Below are 14,149 nucleotides of genomic sequence, written 5' to 3'. Positions count from 1 at the left end.
AAATAATCGTTGAGCTGGTCGCGAAAATCCGGGTGCGCACAATTGTCGATCACTACCCGCGCGCGCTTGCGCGGCGTCAACCCGCGCAGATCGGCCAGGCCCTGCTCGGTCACGATCACCGACACATCGTGCTCGGTGTGGTCCACGTGGCTCACCATCGGCACGATCGCCGAGATGCTGCCGTTCTTGGCCGTCGACGGGCTCAGGAATGCCGACAGGAACCCGTTGCGCGCGAAGTCGCCCGAGCCGCCGATGCCGTTCATGATCCGGCTGCCCATCACGTGGGTGGAATTGACGTTGCCGTACAGATCCGCCTCGATCATCCCGTTCATGCCGATGCAGCCCAGGCGGCGCACCAGTTCGGGATGGTTAGAAATTTCCTGCGTGCGCATGATGATGCGCTCGCGGTAGAAATCGATGTTCGCCTTGAACGCCTCGTTGGCCGGCGGGCTCAACGCGAAACCGGTGCACGAGGCATAGCTCAGCACGCCATCACGCAGCAGGTCGAGCATGCCGTCCTGGATCACCTCGGTGAACGCAGCCAGGTCGCGGAAGCCGCTCCTGGCCAATCCCGCCAGCACCGCATTGGGAATGTTGCCCACGCCGCTCTGCAGCGGCAGCAGGTTGGCCGGCAGTCGGCCCTTGGCGACTTCGTGCTTGAGGAAGTCGATCAGGTATTGGGCAATCTGCTCGCTGGTCGCATCGATCGGACTGAACGGGCTGTTGCGGTCCGGGCCGTTGGTGCGCACCACCGCCACGATCTTGTCCGGGTCGCAGCGCAGCGAGGTTTCGCCGATGCGGTCGTTGGCGTGCACCAGCGGGATCGGCTTGCGGTGCGGCGGCAGCGCGGTGCCGTAGTAGATGTCATGCATGCCATCCACGCCGGCCGGCTGCCACGCGTTGACCTCGATGATCACCTTCTTGGCCAGGTCCAGCCAGGTCTTGTTGTTGCCCACCGACGTGGACGGTACCAGTGAGCCGTCCTCGCGGATCGCCGACACCTCCACCACCGCCGTATCGATCTCGCCATAGAACCCGAACCACACGTGCTGGGCCACATGGCTGAGGTGGATGTCGATGTAATCCAGCTTGCCCTCGTTGATGCGGTTGCGCGCATCCGGGTCGCTCTGGAAAGGCATGCGCATGGCGATGCCGTCGGCCTTGGCCAGCGCGCCATCCAGCTCCGGCGCGGTCGAGGCCCCGGTCATCAGGCTGATCTGGAAAGGCAGGCCCTGGGCGTGCACGGTCTCGATGCGCTGGGCCAGCGCGACCGGCACCGCCTTGGGGTAACCGGAGCCGGTGAATCCGCTCATGGCGACGGTTTCACCGGGCTGAATCAGCGCGGCGGCGGCTTCGGCGGATACAACGCGGTCACGCAGACGCGCGTCGGCAATGCGATCGACAGACATGACGACAACGTTTTTGGGGGGATCTGCATTATCGGCGATCCACACAGCGCCGGGGGTGCGACCAAGGTGGGATGGCAATCGCGCTATTGCAGGTCCCTGTTCAGTTTTGCAAGGACTTCTGTACCCGCAAGTATTGTTTTGCAGTGCAGCGTGCAACTTCTTCGCCGACCCTAGAAGATCGACCTGCATCCCGACGTGGGGGAGGGAGCAGAGCCCGCTGGCAGTTCGCTGCAAGCGGGCTTTTTTATGTCTCGCCTCCGGAGAATCGGAGCGCCGCCCGGTCTGATGCGTCGACGCGCGCGGGCATGAACGCCCAACCGGTGAACCTGCTTTATCGCCCGGTGCGCCATGCATGCCCTGCATAATCCCCGCATGCCGATTCCCGCCGACGCCGTCCCCGCCACCCTCGTCCCTCTGGTTGACCGCGCCCTGGCGCGCCTGGCCCTGTCGCTCAACGAGGGCGGCCATTGGCCTCCTTCGGCAGACGTGCTCGATCAGGTGCGTCTGCTGGCCATCACCAGCGATTTCGCCATCGACACCCTGTGCCGCCAGCCGGCACTGCTGTCGCAGCTGACCCTGCCGGGCTGCCCGCCGCTGCCACTGCCCACGCTGGATCCGCAGCAACCCAGCGAGTGGCAGCAGCGCCTGCGTCGCTATCGCACCGCCGCCTCCACCCGGCTGATCTGGCGCGATCTGGCCAGATTGGACGACGTGCCGGCCACGCTGGCCGGCGCCACCGCCCTGGCCGAAGACTGCCTGGGCATCGGCCTGGCCGCGCTCGAACAGGAATTCGCCGGTCGTCACGGTGTGGTCCGCGCCGGCGATGGCAGCGCGCAGCAGCTGGTGGTGTTCGGGCTGGGCAAGCTCGGTGGTGGCGAACTCAACTTCAGCTCCGACGTCGACCTGGTCTACGCCTACCCGCAGGGCGGCGAGTCCGACGGCGCCCGCCCGCTCGCCGCCGAGGAATATTTCGCCCGGCTCGGCCAGCGCCTGGCCAAGCTGCTGGATGAAACCACCGTGGACGGCTTCAGCCACCGCGTCGACCTGCGCCTGCGCCCGTTCGGCAATGCCGGCCGGGTGGCGCTGTCGTTCGCCGGCATGGACCAGTATTTCCAGCGCGAAGGCCGCGATTGGGAGCGCTACGCCTGGCTCAAGGCGCGCGCGGTGGCCGGCGACATCGCCGCCGGTGAAGTGTGGCTGCAGACCCTGCGCCCGTTCGTGTACCGCCGCTACCTCGACTTCACCGCACTTGATGGCCTGCGCGAGATGAAAGCGGCGATCACCGCCGAGGTCTCGCGCCGCGACATGTTCGATGACATCAAGCGCGGCCCCGGCGGTATCCGCGAGATCGAATTCCTGTCGCAGGCCCTGCAGCTCATCCGCGGCGGCCGCGAAGCCAGCCTGCGCGAGCGTCGCCTGCTGCATGCACTGCCGGCGCTGGTGGCCTGCGGGCAGATGGCCGCGCAGGATGGTGACGACCTGCTCCACGCCTATGCCCACCTGCGGCGGCTGGAAAACCGCCTGCAGATGCTGCGCGACGCGCAGACCCACGCCCTGCCCACCGACCCGATCGACCGCCTGCGCATCGCCACCGGGTTGGGGTATGCCGACTGGGATGCGCTGCTCGCCGCGCTCGATGTGCAGCGCCATCGCGTCAGCACCGAGTTCGCCGCGTTGCTGGCCCCGCGCAAGGGCCAGGCCGCCCCGGATGCGCTGGCCAACTATTGGCGCGGCCTGCCCGACAACGGCAGTGCCGAGGTGCTGGCCGACGCCGGCTTCCACGACCCGCACAGTGCCGACCAGTCGCTGCGCGATTTCGCCCAGTCACTCGGGGTGAAGTCGCTGTCGGACAGCGCGCGCGCGCGGCTCGATCGCGTGCTGCCAGCACTGCTGCACGCCGCCACCCGCTCACCGCATCCCGATGCCGCACTCAAGCGCGTGCTCGGCCTGCTGCAGGCGGTCCTGCGCCGCACCAGCTATCTGGCGCTGCTGGACGAACAACCCAGCGCGCTGGCCCGCCTGGTCGACGTGCTCGCGCGCAGCGCGCTGCTGGCCGAGCGACTGGCCGCGTATCCCTTGCTGCTCGACGAACTGCTCGACGTGCGCGTGTCCGGGCCGATGCCCGATGCCACCGGCATGCAGGCCGAGTGCGATGCCGCCTTGGCCATCGACGACCCCGAAGCGGCGCTGCGCATGCTCAACGAAACCCGCCTGGCACTCAGCTTCCGCATGGCCCTGGCCACGCTGGATGGCCGCCAGCGCGCGGTGGATACCACCCGTCAGCTGGCCGAACTGGCGCAGGCCGTGGTGGTCACCGCATTGGCCCTGGTGCAGGCGGACCTGCAGCGCGCGCACGGCGTCATCCCCGGCGGGCGCTTTGCGATCATCGGCTACGGCAGCCTCGGCGGGCTGGAGCTGGGCTTCGGTTCGGACCTGGATCTGGTGTTCCTGTACGACCACCCGGCCGACCAGGACAGCAGCGACGGCGCGCGCCCGCTGGATCCCGGCCGCTGGTACGCGCGCCTGGCGCAGAAGGTGATGGCCCTGCTCGGCGCGGTCACCGCCGCCGGCCGCCTGTACGACATCGACGTGCGCCTGCGCCCCGATGGCGGCAAGGGCGCGTTGGTGTCCTCGCTGGCCAGCTATACCGACTACCAGCGCGAGCGCGCCTGGACCTGGGAACACCAGGCGCTGGTGCGCGCGCGCGGCATCGCCGGTGACGCCTCGCTGCTGGCCGATTTCGAACGCGTCCGCGTCGACACGCTGGCCCGCCCGCGCGACAACGCCGTGCTCTACGCCGACGTGCTCAAGATGCGCGCACGCATGCGCACCGAACTGGACCGCAGCGATGCCGCACGGCTGGACCTCAAGCAGGGCGCAGGCGGCATCGTCGACCTCGAATTCCTGCTGCAGACCGGCGTGCTCGACCGTGCCGGCACGCACCCGCATACGGTGCAACCGCGCGACACCCCCAGCCTGATCGACGCCCTGGCCGACATCGCCTGGCTACCCGACGGCACCCGCAGCGGCCTGCACGACGCGCACGCCGCGTTGCTGGACGTCGGCCTGGCCTGCACCCTCGACCGCCGCCCGCGCCTGGCCGCGCCAACCCCGGCACTGGAAGAAGCGCGCGCGGTGATCAGCGCCGCCTGCGACGCGGCCGGCCTGCCGTTCCAGGCCGCATCCGCAGGGTAGAGCCACCCCATGGGTGGCTGCACGCACCAAGCCGGGTAGAGCCACCCCATGGGTGGCTGCTTTTCGCCCCGCACCGCGAAGCCACCCATGGGGTGGCTCTACCTCGAGGCACCTCGAAGGCACCCGTGCGGCGGCGTGGCCTATCGGCACCTCGAAGGCACCCGTGCGGCGGAGTGGCCTATCGGCACCGCGAAGGCACCCGTGCGGCGGAGTGGCCTATCGGCACCGCGAAGCCACCCATCGGGTGGCGCTACGCCGTACGCGGCGCCATCTTCCACAGCAACGCGCGGAACGGGGCCAGCAGGAACACCCCGATGGCCAGCTTCACCGCCAGATCGCCCGCGGCCCAGCTCACCCACGGCAGGCTGGAGCCGGCAAACGCGATGCTCCAGAAGATCGTCGTATCCAGCGTCGCGCTGCAGGTCGTGGCCACCATCGGCGCACGCCACCAGTGCCCGCGGCGCAGCCGGTCGAACACGGTGATGTCCAGCAGCTGAGCGGCGATGAAGGCCAGGCACGAGGCCACCGCAATGCGCGGCGTGGCGATCCAGATCGACAGCAGCACCGCCAACGCGAAACCGGCCCAGGCCACCTTGCGCGCGGCCTGCGGCCCGAAGCGGCGGTTGATCAGGTTGCTCACCAGGAACGCCACCGGATAGCTGAAGGCGCCCCAGGTCAGCCAATCGTTGATCGGGTACTGCACCAGCACGTTGCTGCCCAGCACCACCACGCCCATGGCCAGCACCGCCAGCAGCAGCGACGGCGCGGTCAACGGGGCAAAGGCAATGGCAGGACGCTCAGACACGGCGCACCAGGGAGGTCAGGGAAGCGGCGGATTATCCGGGCTTGGGCGGGCCGGGGCCAGCCCAGGCCGGTTCATCTAGAAGCGTTCGCTCATGCTGGAGGCCGCCGCGCCGGTGGTCGGCAGGAACGCCAGTGCCGTGCCATGGGCGTTGGCCACCGTCCAGCCGGCACCGGCCGGGGTCGGGATGAATTCCAGCACGTCGCCGGTCTTCACGCCTGCGGCCGGGTTGTCGGCGCGTGCCGGCCATTCCACCACCGCCAGTTCCTCCGGCGCCTGCGGGTTCTTCAGGTCCACCCGGTAGCTGCCGTCGGCCTGGTGCGCCACGCGCGCCACGGTCAGCGGCGGCAGCGGGCCGGCCTTCTTCGCTTCGGCCCGGGCCATGCGGTTGTGCGGCATGGAGGCGTCATGCAGCTCGCTCACCCCCAGCGCACTCAGCCACACCGGCGCGGTAATCACCGCCAGGCTGACCACCGAAGTGGTCAGCACACTGCTGGTCACCGGCGAGGCGTGGCTCAGGTTCTGTGCCGTGGCGGGCAGGGCGGTGGCCATCAACGCCAGCGCCAGCAGCGACGCGCGCGCAACGGGTCCAATACGTTTCATGCAGCCGCGCCTTTCGCCCTGCAACCCGATTGCCGGACACCGCCTACCACTGCGCGCTCGGTTCGCTGTTCTGGGCCACGGTCGCATCGGTGGGCAGGAACGCCAGCGCCGCGCCATCGGTCGTGGCCACGGTCCAGCCGGCGCCACCCTGGGAGGGCGTAAAGGCCAGCACGTCGCCCACCTTCACCGCGTCTACCGGGTTATCGGCGCGCGCCGGCCAGGCCAGCACCGCCAGATCGTCCGGCGCCTGCGGATTCTGCAGTGCCAGTTGCACGCCCCCTTCGGCGGTGCGTTCCACCTTCTCCACGGTCAGCGGCGGCAGCGGCCCGGCTTTTTTCGCCTCGGCACGCGCGCGGCTGCGTCGGGCCGAACCGTCACTGGCCTTGCTCAAGCCGGCCGAAACCAGCCAGATCGGCGCGGTCACCACCACCACGCTCATCACCGAGGTGACGATGACGCTGCTGGCCACCGGGTGCTGCTGGCTCAGTTCCTCTGCCGAGGCGGGCAGGCTGGCGGCGCACAGCGCAACAGCCAGCAAGGGTGAAACGGCCAGTCGGGAAATCCGTGTCATGGGCAACTCCTGCGTACGTCGAAATGGGGGGCAGTATGCCTGCACCGTCTCCGGTGCAGCGGTCTCACGGCTTGGGCGCGGCAATGCCGTCCACGGGCACGTGCGCAATCGGCAACTCCATCTGCAGGCCCTTCTGCTGCTGCACGAAGTCGAACACCGACTCCACCGTCACCACCGAATAGTTGCCGGAGATGCGCTCGCTGGCCGGGTGGTCGGTAACGGCGGCATTGGGCACGAAGAACCGCGCGCCCAGGCGCTTGCCCACGCCGATGTGCAGCGTGCTGGGCCGGTACTGGTGGTCCTTCAGCCACGCCTGCACCTGGGTGCGGTTGACGATCAAGGTGTTGTCTTCGAGTTGGGCCATGGCCGCGGCCAGCACTTCGAGCACCCACTGGTTGGAGTTCTGGTAGTCGGTGCTGAAGGGGTAAGCCACCACGCTGTAGCGCGCCTCGTGCAGGGCGCGCGCCTGGATCGCCGGCTTGGTCAGCATTGTCTTGAGTGCAGCGCGCAGCGCAGGCGCCGGCACGCCGATGCGCAGATCGGTATGCGCGGACGTTTCACCGATGAAGGTGCCCACGCCCTCGCGGAACAGATGGGATGCATCGGTCTTGCACGGATTGAGCAGGTGCACCGCGCGCCACTGGCCATCCTCTTCGCGCAGCAGGAAGGCCACATGGCTGTGGCGCAGGCCGTACTTGCTCAGGTCCTGGCCGCCACGCGCGATCAGCACGACGTCCACATCCCCCAGCGCATCCAGCGTCTCGGTGGTGGCCAGCGCCACGTCGAACATCGAGGCCAGGGCGGCCGGTGTCGGATAGCGCTCCACGCACTGCGGCTCGGCCTGCGCGCTCGCCACCGCACCCAGCAATACACCGCACAGCACGAAGCGGCGCAGGCGTTTGATCAGCGGGCGAGGGGCATCATCCATGGCGTGTGTTCTCCAGCGGCACCGTGCCGCCGGCGCATCATAGCGCCGCGATCAGCGTGCCGGCTCGCCGCGTCGCATTTCCCGTTCACAGTCGTCGCTGATCGGGACAATCGGCAGTGGCCGGCGATCGCCTTTGCGGTCGCGCAGTGCGGGCTGTTCGCGCGCGGCATCCACCTGCTGCTGGCAATGCCACGACAGCGGGTCGTGCACGGTGTCCATGCTCGAACAGGCGGTCAGCAGCAGGGCCGATGCCGACAACATCCAGATGCGCATCGGTGTTCTCCATTCCTTGAGGGCCGCCGAATCTACCGTCATCCTGGCGTGGTGGAAAGCGCGTCCCCTGCCGCCGTCATCCGGCAATGCCCAAGCGCACGCGCACCTGTTCGGCCACGCGCGCAGTGTCGCGCAGCGGCTCGATCCGCCCTGCGGTCTGCCACTCCAGCCAACGCGGCTGCAGTCGCCCGCGTTCGCGCAGGGCCTGCTGGAACTGCGCCAGCCGACCCTGCGCCTGCGCGGCCAAGGCCACTGCCACGGGCATCCGCGTAGCGCAGGCCTCCGACAGCAGGTTCACCGAATCGGGCGACACCACCACCCGGTTGGCCCAGCCGAGCAACCCGGCGTACGGGTTGACGCCGTCGCCGCCATCGCCCCAGATCACGTGCGGCAGATCGGCGAATGCACTGCGCAGCGCGCCCACCAACGCCGGTGGCGTGCGCCGCGAGGTGGTCGCCAGCAGGCTGCCGCTTTCGGCACGCAGTTGCGCGGCCACCTGCTGGAAGACCTGCACCATGTCCGGCTCGTGCCACGGCGCGTGCGGGGTAGGGCCGCCCACCAGCAGCGCGGTGCGCGGGCCGGGCAGGGCACCGAACGCGGCAAATGCGGCACGCCCGCAGGCCAGCCAGTCGTCGTTGACCGGGTTGAGGCTGCCCAGCAGGGTCAGCACGTTCTCGCCGCGCAGGGTGTCGTGCTCGGGCACCACCAGCAGGTCCCAATGGCGCGCGCCGATGCGCGGGTCCAGGATCTGCACCACCTTGCTGCCGCGTCGGCGCAGCTCGCGCAGCGCCCCGGCCGCCTGGCGGCCACAGCCGATGGCCAGCTCCGGCGGGGCGGCGGCCAGTGCCGCAAAGGCATCGCCATAGCCGTGTGCGGCGCCCGGCAAGGCGCGCGGCGCCAGCCAGCGCCACGGCGCGCGCGGGGCCAGGACCAGCGRGTGATGCGCCCCCAGTTTCAACGCAGACGCCAGCGCCACGGCCTGCCGCACATTGCCGGCACGGCCGTCAGTGATCGTCCAGGGCGGACTCCATCGTTTCACGTATGGCATTAATTCGTTTCAGTCAGGCTGGGTGTTGCAACTGTCGCGACACTCTACACTGCCAGCCTTCGCCGATCGCGCCGTTGCCCGTCACCGGTGGCGATGCCGCCACGGTTCCCCTTTCAACAGGAGGCTTCATGTCCAACGTACTCAACGATGCTGCGCTCGACCAGTTGTTCCGTACCGCCCGCACCCAGAACGCCTTCCTCGACAAGCCGGTGGAAGAAAGCCAGCTCAAGGCGCTGTACGAGCTGCTGAAGTGGGGCCCCACCGCCGCCAATGGCAGCCCGGCGCGCTTCGTGTTCGTGACCTCCCCCGATGCCAAGGCCAAGCTGGGCCCGGCGCTGTCCGAAGGCAACCATGACAAGACCCTGGCCGCCCCGGTTACGGTGATCGTCGCCTTCGACGAAGACTTCCACGAAAAGCTGCCCTACCTGTTCCCGCATGCCGACGCCAAGTCCTGGTTCGACGGCCCGCGCGAAGGTCGCACCGAGTCGGCGTTCCGCAACGGCAGCCTGCAGGGCGCCTACCTGATCCTGGCCGCCCGCGCGCTGGGCCTGGATGCCGGCCCGATGTCCGGCTTCGACAATGCCAAGGTCGACGAAGCCTTCTTCAAGGGCACCGCGATCAAGTCGAATTTCCTCGTCAATCTGGGGTACGGTGACCCTTCGGGCCTGTTCCCGCGGCTGCCTCGCCTGAGCTTCGACGAAGCGGCCCGCATCGAATAAGCGTTCCCGCCGGACCCTGGCCCGTCCGCGCGGACGGGCTGTTTGCCTCACCTTCTTCTTTTCCCTTCGCTTTCGAGAGAGACCTGACATGACCATGACCCGCAAACTGCTGTTGCCGCTGGCCCTGACCCTGGCCATCGCCGCCTGCTCCAAGCCGGCCGACGACGCCGCCGCCCCGGCCGCCRATGCCGCTACTGCCCCGGCCGCTGCCACCACCACCACCCCGGCTGCCGATGCCGCCGCGGCTGCCCCGGCCGCTGMCGCCATCCAGATCGCCTCGGGCACCTACAAGCTCGACCCGTCGCACACCGACGTGCTGGTCCAGTGGAGCCACTTCGGCTTCTCGCACCCGACCGCCCACTTCGGCGCAGCCGAAGGCACCCTGGTGTACGACGCGGCCGACGTGACCAAGTCCACCGTGGAAGTGAAGCTGCCGCTGAGCGGCCTCAACAGCTTCACTGCCAAGTTCGACGAGCACCTCAAGAGCGCCGATTTCTTCGACGCCGCCAAGTTCCCGGCCGCCACCTTCAAGAGCACCAAGGTTGAAGCCAACGGCACCAACAAGCTCACCGTCACGGGCGATCTGACCATCAAGGACGTCACCAAGCCGGTGACCCTGGATGTCACCATCAACGGCGGCGGCGAGCACCCGATGGCCAAGGTCCCGGCCGCCGGCTTCGATGCCACCACCACCATCAAGCGCAGCGATTTCGGCGTCGGCGCGTATGCCCCGAACGTCAGCGACGAAGTGAACATCCGCATCACCACCGAAGCCACCGGCGAAAAGCCGGCTGCGTAATCGGTCGTTGATGTAGAAACAGCAGAAAGCCCGCCGAAAGGCGGGCTTTTTGTTTGTGCGCGACGGGTCCAACGCGTCGCCGGCGCCGGTGTCGGCGTCATGCGCGTGCCCTGGCCGCCCCGCCCGGCCCCGTACTCGACGACCCGGGCCCCAACCCCGTGTTCGATGACCATACCCGCCCGGTAGAGCCACGCCATGCGTGGCTGCTCTCCGCGCGCACCGTCCGCCTCACGGCAGCCACGCATGGCGTGGCTCTACCGGGGGCACACCGTTTGCCTCGCGCCAGCCACGCATGGCGTGGCTCTACCGGGTGCACACCGTTTGCCTCACGTCAGCCACGCATGGCGTGGCTCTACCGGATGCACACCGTCTGCCTCGCGCCAGCCACGCATGGCGTGGCTCTACCGGATGCACACCGTCTGCCTCGCGTCAGCCACGCACGGCGTGGCTCTACCTCGCGTATCTGCATCTCGTACACTTCCTCGCTTCGCGCGCCCCCGCGCAAAGGAGCACCCCGTGCAAGACGCACAGTATTGGATGATGGAATTCTGGACCGGCCTCAGCCTGTTCGACCTGATCGGCGGCACCGTGCTCGGTGCGCTCATCGGTCTGCTGCTCGGCATCGCCACCTGGCTGGCCATGTACCGCCGCGGCTGGCTGGCGCGCCGTCACCGCTGGCACCACTGGACCGTGGCCACCTACGTGGTGGTGCTGCCACTGCTGTTCGGTTTCACCGGCCTGCAACTGGGCTTTACCGCGGGCGCGCAGCGCGCGCTGTACAAGCAGATCGACCACTTCCAGCCGCACCTGCAGACGCTGGTCGCCAGCTGGCTGGTCGATTTCGAACAGTCCCTCGACGATCCCGCGTTGGCCACGCTCATGCGCAGCGATGGCACCGTGCACGAGGTAACCCGCCAGGTTGTGGACGAGTACCTCGCCGACCACCCGCTCCCCGGCGCCGGCTACCTGCAGGGCGAGGGCACGATCCAGCGCTGGACCCGCCGCGGTGTCGGCCATGTGCGCAGCGCGTTGATGTCGCAGTGGGTGGAAGACAGCCTCTCCAGTGAAGCGGCCGGCTACAGCGGCGTGGACAAAAAAGTCTTCCGCGAAGCGCTCGGCATGCGCATGAACGAACTGCTGCACACCCAAGGCGCGATCCGCCTGCTCAAGGCGCAGCTCACCAGCCTGATGCCCGGTATCTACCTTGGCCTGCTGCTGCCGCTCTTGATCGTCATGGCGCTGGTCCTGCTGGAAATCGGGCTGGCCCGGCGATACGGCTGGCGCCGCACCCCCGTAGAGCCGACCGTTGGTCGGCTGCWCTCCGAACCGRCTGCGTGAACCGCAACGTCARCCGCAACGTCAACGGCAGCCGACCAACGGTCGGCTCTACGGGTCAGCCTGCGGCAACCGTCGCTGCCACCTTGCCCAACCACCCGGTAGCAAAATCCGTCGGCAGCCGCCGCGTTGGCGCGGTCAACCCGCTGTCACGCAGAAACGCATGCGTGGCCTGCGCAAAACCCTGCCGCGCGATCAGCGCCGCCTGCTTCACAGCCGCCTGCTGCTTGCGCAGCTGCACGATCTGCAGGCTCGGCTTACCCGGCGCGGCAAACTTCTGGTAACGGCGCAGCTCATCGGCCACGAGCGCGATATCCGCGTTGGCCTGCAGCAGCGCCAGCTGCGCCTGTGCCAGCGGCACCAACGCCGTGCGCAGCGGTGCGACATTGCCGCCCACCGAAGGCGCCACCGCGTTCAAGGCCGTATCCAACGCGGGGTCGGCACGCTCGGCGCGGTCGATCAGGTCGGTCAGCGCCGAAGAAGAAACTGCTTGCATGGAAAAGCACCGGCCCAAAACGCGATTGTCGCATCCGCAGCCGGTGCCCGTCGCGGGCTCAGTCGCCGTCGTGCTCGTCGGCGTGGGCCTTCCAGTAGCCGGTCGAGCGGATCCAGTCCTTGGGCACGCCCAGGTGCCCCTCGATGTACTTGCGCATCATCCGCGCCCGGCGCGACTCGGTGGCGATCCAGTAGAACGTATCGCCCTCCGGTTCCTCGAAATCGGTCAGCACATCCTCCAGCAGCGTGCTGCTCACCGCATCGAAGCCGTTGCGCTCCAGCCACGACACCCGGATCCGGTCGTCCTCGGGCAGCTCCTGGCGGTCGGCCGAGTCGGGGATTTCGATATACACATCAGCCTGCGCGCCGTCCGGCAGCGTCTCCAGCCAGCGGCCGATCGCCGGCAGCGCGGTCTCATCGCCGATCAGCACATAGGTATCGAAATCCGGCGCCGTCACGTGCGAGCCACGCGGCCCACCCACGGCAATCGCGTCGCCCGGCTGCGCATTGGCCGCCCAGCTCGAGGCCACGCCATGCCCGTGCAGGACGAAATCCAGCGCGAGCTCACAGGTGTCCAGGTCCCACCAGCGCGGGGTGTAATCGCGCGACGGTGAGGGCGTCTGCCCTTCCGGGTAGCGCGGGCCCTCGGCGGTCATCGTCGGCACCACGAACTGCCCCTCCGCATTGGGGAAGAACAGCTTCACGTGGTCGTCCGGCGACAGCGACACAAAGCCTTCCAGTGCCGGCCCGCCCACGATCACCCGACGCATGCACGGGCTGATCTCCTCGGTGCGCAGCACCTGCAGGGGGCGGAACTTCACGGTATGACGTACCAGCTTGTTTTCATGCAAAGCCATGGGGAACACCTGTCAGCAAATGCGCCGCAGTGCGGCGTAGGGGGATGACCTGGCTGGCCGGGGCTGGCTGGGTCGAATGCATTGAAAAAACGGGGAGGGCATCTCAGCGTCCTTGCCCACGGATCACCGCGGCCGCCTCGCGCAGCGCCTGCGCCACGCTGGCCGCGTTGTCCTCGTTCCAGCGGCCGTGGCACAGGGCCAGCGCATGCTTCAACTCGCGCAGGCCATCGCGCACGCTCGGCGGCAGGTTGGCCTTGGTGATCGTGCGCGCGCTGGCCCGCACCCGCTGCAGCGCCGCGTCCACCTCCTCGCGCTGCGCGGCCAGCTCGGCCAGGCCCAGCGCACTGAGCTGGTAGCGCTTGCGCCCACCGTCCTCGACCGCGCCCACCCAACCGGCCGCCTCGAACTGCGCCAGCACCGGGTAGATCGAGCCCGCACTGGGCGTATACACCCGCACGAACATGTCGCTGATCAGCTGGATCAGCTCATAGCCATGCCGCGGCTGCTCACCCAGCAGCGCCAACACCAGCAAACGCAGATCGCCGCGGCTGAGGGGCCGGGCGGTCAACGGGCGGGCAGGGCGATCGAGGTCACGCGGAGCGGTCATTTCGATATATCGAATGAAGTGACGGAACGATATATCGAAATCATGACCACATCCACCCTCGGAGACAACACGGCAGGGATGCGTTCAGGTCCATAGACCCAGGTCGAATGGCCCGGCCAACTGCCCAACCCAACCCAACCCAACCCGCGCGCCCCTATCTCTCCACCCACTCATCACCCGCTGGCGCCCGCGCCACCAAGCGGCCGATCCTCACTGCGGCATAAACCCATGATCGCGCGACGCACGCGTAACTGCGCGACCCGCCAGAAATCACGCGACCCACCCACGACCCCGCGCCTCACCCGTAAACCGCGCGTTCCCCCGCGATCACGCGACCCACCCGTAACCCCGCGTTGCCCCCGCGATCACGCGACCCACCCGCGATCACGCGACCCACCCGCGATCACGCGACCCACCCGCGATCACGCGACCCACCCACGATCACGCGACCCTCCCACGACCACGCGACCCACCCACGATCACGCGACCCTCCCACGACCACGCGACC

The 14,149-nt window shown here is 68.5% G+C and carries 14 protein-coding genes; 4 read left to right on the top strand and 10 right to left on the bottom strand.

Translation table 11 applies throughout. The features are described 5' to 3' along the window. The coding region (locus ACXJKH_RS05810) for an acetyl-CoA hydrolase/transferase family protein (protein WP_457318634.1) at positions 1-1,409 on the bottom strand (1,409 nt) is incomplete at its 3' end. 372 nt (positions 1,410-1,781) lie between these two features. On the opposite strand from ACXJKH_RS05810, the gene glnE reads away from it, so the two are divergent. Continuing rightward, positions 1,782-4,604, top strand: coding sequence for a bifunctional [glutamate--ammonia ligase]-adenylyl-L-tyrosine phosphorylase/[glutamate--ammonia-ligase] adenylyltransferase (gene glnE / locus ACXJKH_RS05805; protein WP_457318633.1), 2,823 nt, complete (start codon positions 1,782-1,784; stop codon positions 4,602-4,604). A 250-nt stretch (positions 4,605-4,854) separates the two neighbouring features. Here glnE and ACXJKH_RS05800 read toward each other — a convergent pair whose 3' ends face one another. The 6 genes from ACXJKH_RS05800 to ACXJKH_RS05775 all read right to left on the bottom strand — a co-directional run bounded on the left by ACXJKH_RS05800 (position 4,855) and on the right by ACXJKH_RS05775 (position 8,829). After that, positions 4,855-5,340 carry a queuosine precursor transporter gene (locus ACXJKH_RS05800; RefSeq protein WP_256775177.1) on the bottom strand — a complete coding sequence of 162 codons (486 nt, stop codon included), beginning with the start codon at positions 5,338-5,340 and terminating at the stop codon, positions 4,855-4,857. A gap of 144 nt (positions 5,341-5,484) precedes the next feature. Beyond that, positions 5,485-6,009: a hypothetical protein gene (locus ACXJKH_RS05795; RefSeq protein WP_457318632.1), complete on the bottom strand. Its 525-nt coding sequence runs from the start codon at positions 6,007-6,009 to the stop codon at positions 5,485-5,487. A 43-nt stretch (positions 6,010-6,052) separates the two neighbouring features. Beyond that, the gene (locus ACXJKH_RS05790) at positions 6,053-6,580 is read right to left on the bottom strand and encodes a hypothetical protein (protein ID WP_457318631.1); all 528 of its coding nucleotides are present in this window, start codon (positions 6,578-6,580) and stop codon (positions 6,053-6,055) included. A 64-nt stretch (positions 6,581-6,644) separates the two neighbouring features. Further along, positions 6,645-7,508 (bottom strand): DUF2145 domain-containing protein, encoded by an 864-nt coding sequence (locus ACXJKH_RS05785; protein ID WP_457318630.1) that lies wholly within the window; start codon positions 7,506-7,508, stop codon positions 6,645-6,647. A gap of 51 nt (positions 7,509-7,559) precedes the next feature. Next, positions 7,560-7,781, bottom strand: coding sequence for a hypothetical protein (locus tag ACXJKH_RS05780; RefSeq protein ID WP_457318629.1), 222 nt, complete (start codon positions 7,779-7,781; stop codon positions 7,560-7,562). Between the two features lie 76 nt (positions 7,782-7,857). Further along, complete coding sequence (locus ACXJKH_RS05775) at positions 7,858-8,829, bottom strand: mitochondrial fission ELM1 family protein (RefSeq protein WP_457318628.1); 972 nt, start codon at positions 8,827-8,829, stop codon at positions 7,858-7,860. A 128-nt stretch (positions 8,830-8,957) separates the two neighbouring features. On the opposite strand from ACXJKH_RS05775, the gene ACXJKH_RS05770 reads away from it, so the two are divergent. From ACXJKH_RS05770 to ACXJKH_RS05760, 3 genes are all read left to right on the top strand, one after another. Then, entirely contained in the window at positions 8,958-9,548 is a 591-nt protein-coding gene (locus tag ACXJKH_RS05770; RefSeq protein ID WP_457318627.1) for a malonic semialdehyde reductase, read from the top strand. A gap of 88 nt (positions 9,549-9,636) precedes the next feature. After that, a complete protein-coding gene (locus tag ACXJKH_RS05765; protein ID WP_457318626.1) occupies positions 9,637-10,347 on the top strand; it encodes a YceI family protein in 711 nt (236 codons plus the stop codon). Positions 10,348-10,863: 516 nt separating this feature from the next. Continuing rightward, on the top strand, positions 10,864-11,685 hold the full coding sequence (locus ACXJKH_RS05760) for a hypothetical protein (RefSeq protein WP_457318625.1): 822 nt from the start codon (positions 10,864-10,866) through the stop codon (positions 11,683-11,685). A gap of 55 nt (positions 11,686-11,740) precedes the next feature. Here the strand turns inward: ACXJKH_RS05760 and ACXJKH_RS05755 are convergent, their stop codons facing one another. The 3 genes from ACXJKH_RS05755 to ACXJKH_RS05745 all read right to left on the bottom strand — a co-directional run bounded on the left by ACXJKH_RS05755 (position 11,741) and on the right by ACXJKH_RS05745 (position 13,641). After that, on the bottom strand, positions 11,741-12,178 hold the full coding sequence (locus tag ACXJKH_RS05755; RefSeq protein ID WP_256775079.1) for a hypothetical protein: 438 nt from the start codon (positions 12,176-12,178) through the stop codon (positions 11,741-11,743). A 58-nt stretch (positions 12,179-12,236) separates the two neighbouring features. After that, complete coding sequence (locus tag ACXJKH_RS05750; RefSeq protein ID WP_457318624.1) at positions 12,237-13,034, bottom strand: siderophore-interacting protein; 798 nt, start codon at positions 13,032-13,034, stop codon at positions 12,237-12,239. Positions 13,035-13,137: 103 nt separating this feature from the next. After that, the gene (locus ACXJKH_RS05745) at positions 13,138-13,641 is read right to left on the bottom strand and encodes a PadR family transcriptional regulator (RefSeq protein WP_256775081.1); all 504 of its coding nucleotides are present in this window, start codon (positions 13,639-13,641) and stop codon (positions 13,138-13,140) included. Between the last annotated feature and the right edge of the window lie 508 nt (positions 13,642-14,149).

The sequence above is a fragment of the Stenotrophomonas sp. P5_B8 genome (genome assembly GCF_054049855.1).
This window is presented reverse-complemented; position numbering and strand designations above follow the sequence as displayed.

Excerpts from the sequence above, each read along its gene's own strand:
- ACXJKH_RS05745 (WP_256775081.1), bottom strand. The coding sequence starts at position 13,641 with ATGACCGCTCCGCGTGACCTCGATCGCCCTGCCCGCCCGTTGACCGCC.
- glnE (WP_457318633.1), top strand. The coding sequence starts at position 1,782 with ATGCCGATTCCCGCCGACGCCGTCCCCGCCACCCTCGTCCCTCTGGTT.
- ACXJKH_RS05785 (WP_457318630.1), bottom strand. The coding sequence starts at position 7,508 with ATGGATGATGCCCCTCGCCCGCTGATCAAACGCCTGCGCCGCTTCGTG.
- ACXJKH_RS05790 (WP_457318631.1), bottom strand. The coding sequence starts at position 6,580 with ATGACACGGATTTCCCGACTGGCCGTTTCACCCTTGCTGGCTGTTGCG.
- ACXJKH_RS05800 (WP_256775177.1), bottom strand. The coding sequence starts at position 5,340 with ATGGGCGTGGTGGTGCTGGGCAGCAACGTGCTGGTGCAGTACCCGATC.
- ACXJKH_RS05795 (WP_457318632.1), bottom strand. The coding sequence starts at position 6,009 with ATGAAACGTATTGGACCCGTTGCGCGCGCGTCGCTGCTGGCGCTGGCG.
- ACXJKH_RS05750 (WP_457318624.1), bottom strand. The coding sequence starts at position 13,034 with ATGGCTTTGCATGAAAACAAGCTGGTACGTCATACCGTGAAGTTCCGC.
- ACXJKH_RS05755 (WP_256775079.1), bottom strand. The coding sequence starts at position 12,178 with ATGCAAGCAGTTTCTTCTTCGGCGCTGACCGACCTGATCGACCGCGCC.
- ACXJKH_RS05770 (WP_457318627.1), top strand. The coding sequence starts at position 8,958 with ATGTCCAACGTACTCAACGATGCTGCGCTCGACCAGTTGTTCCGTACC.
- ACXJKH_RS05780 (WP_457318629.1), bottom strand. The coding sequence starts at position 7,781 with ATGCGCATCTGGATGTTGTCGGCATCGGCCCTGCTGCTGACCGCCTGT.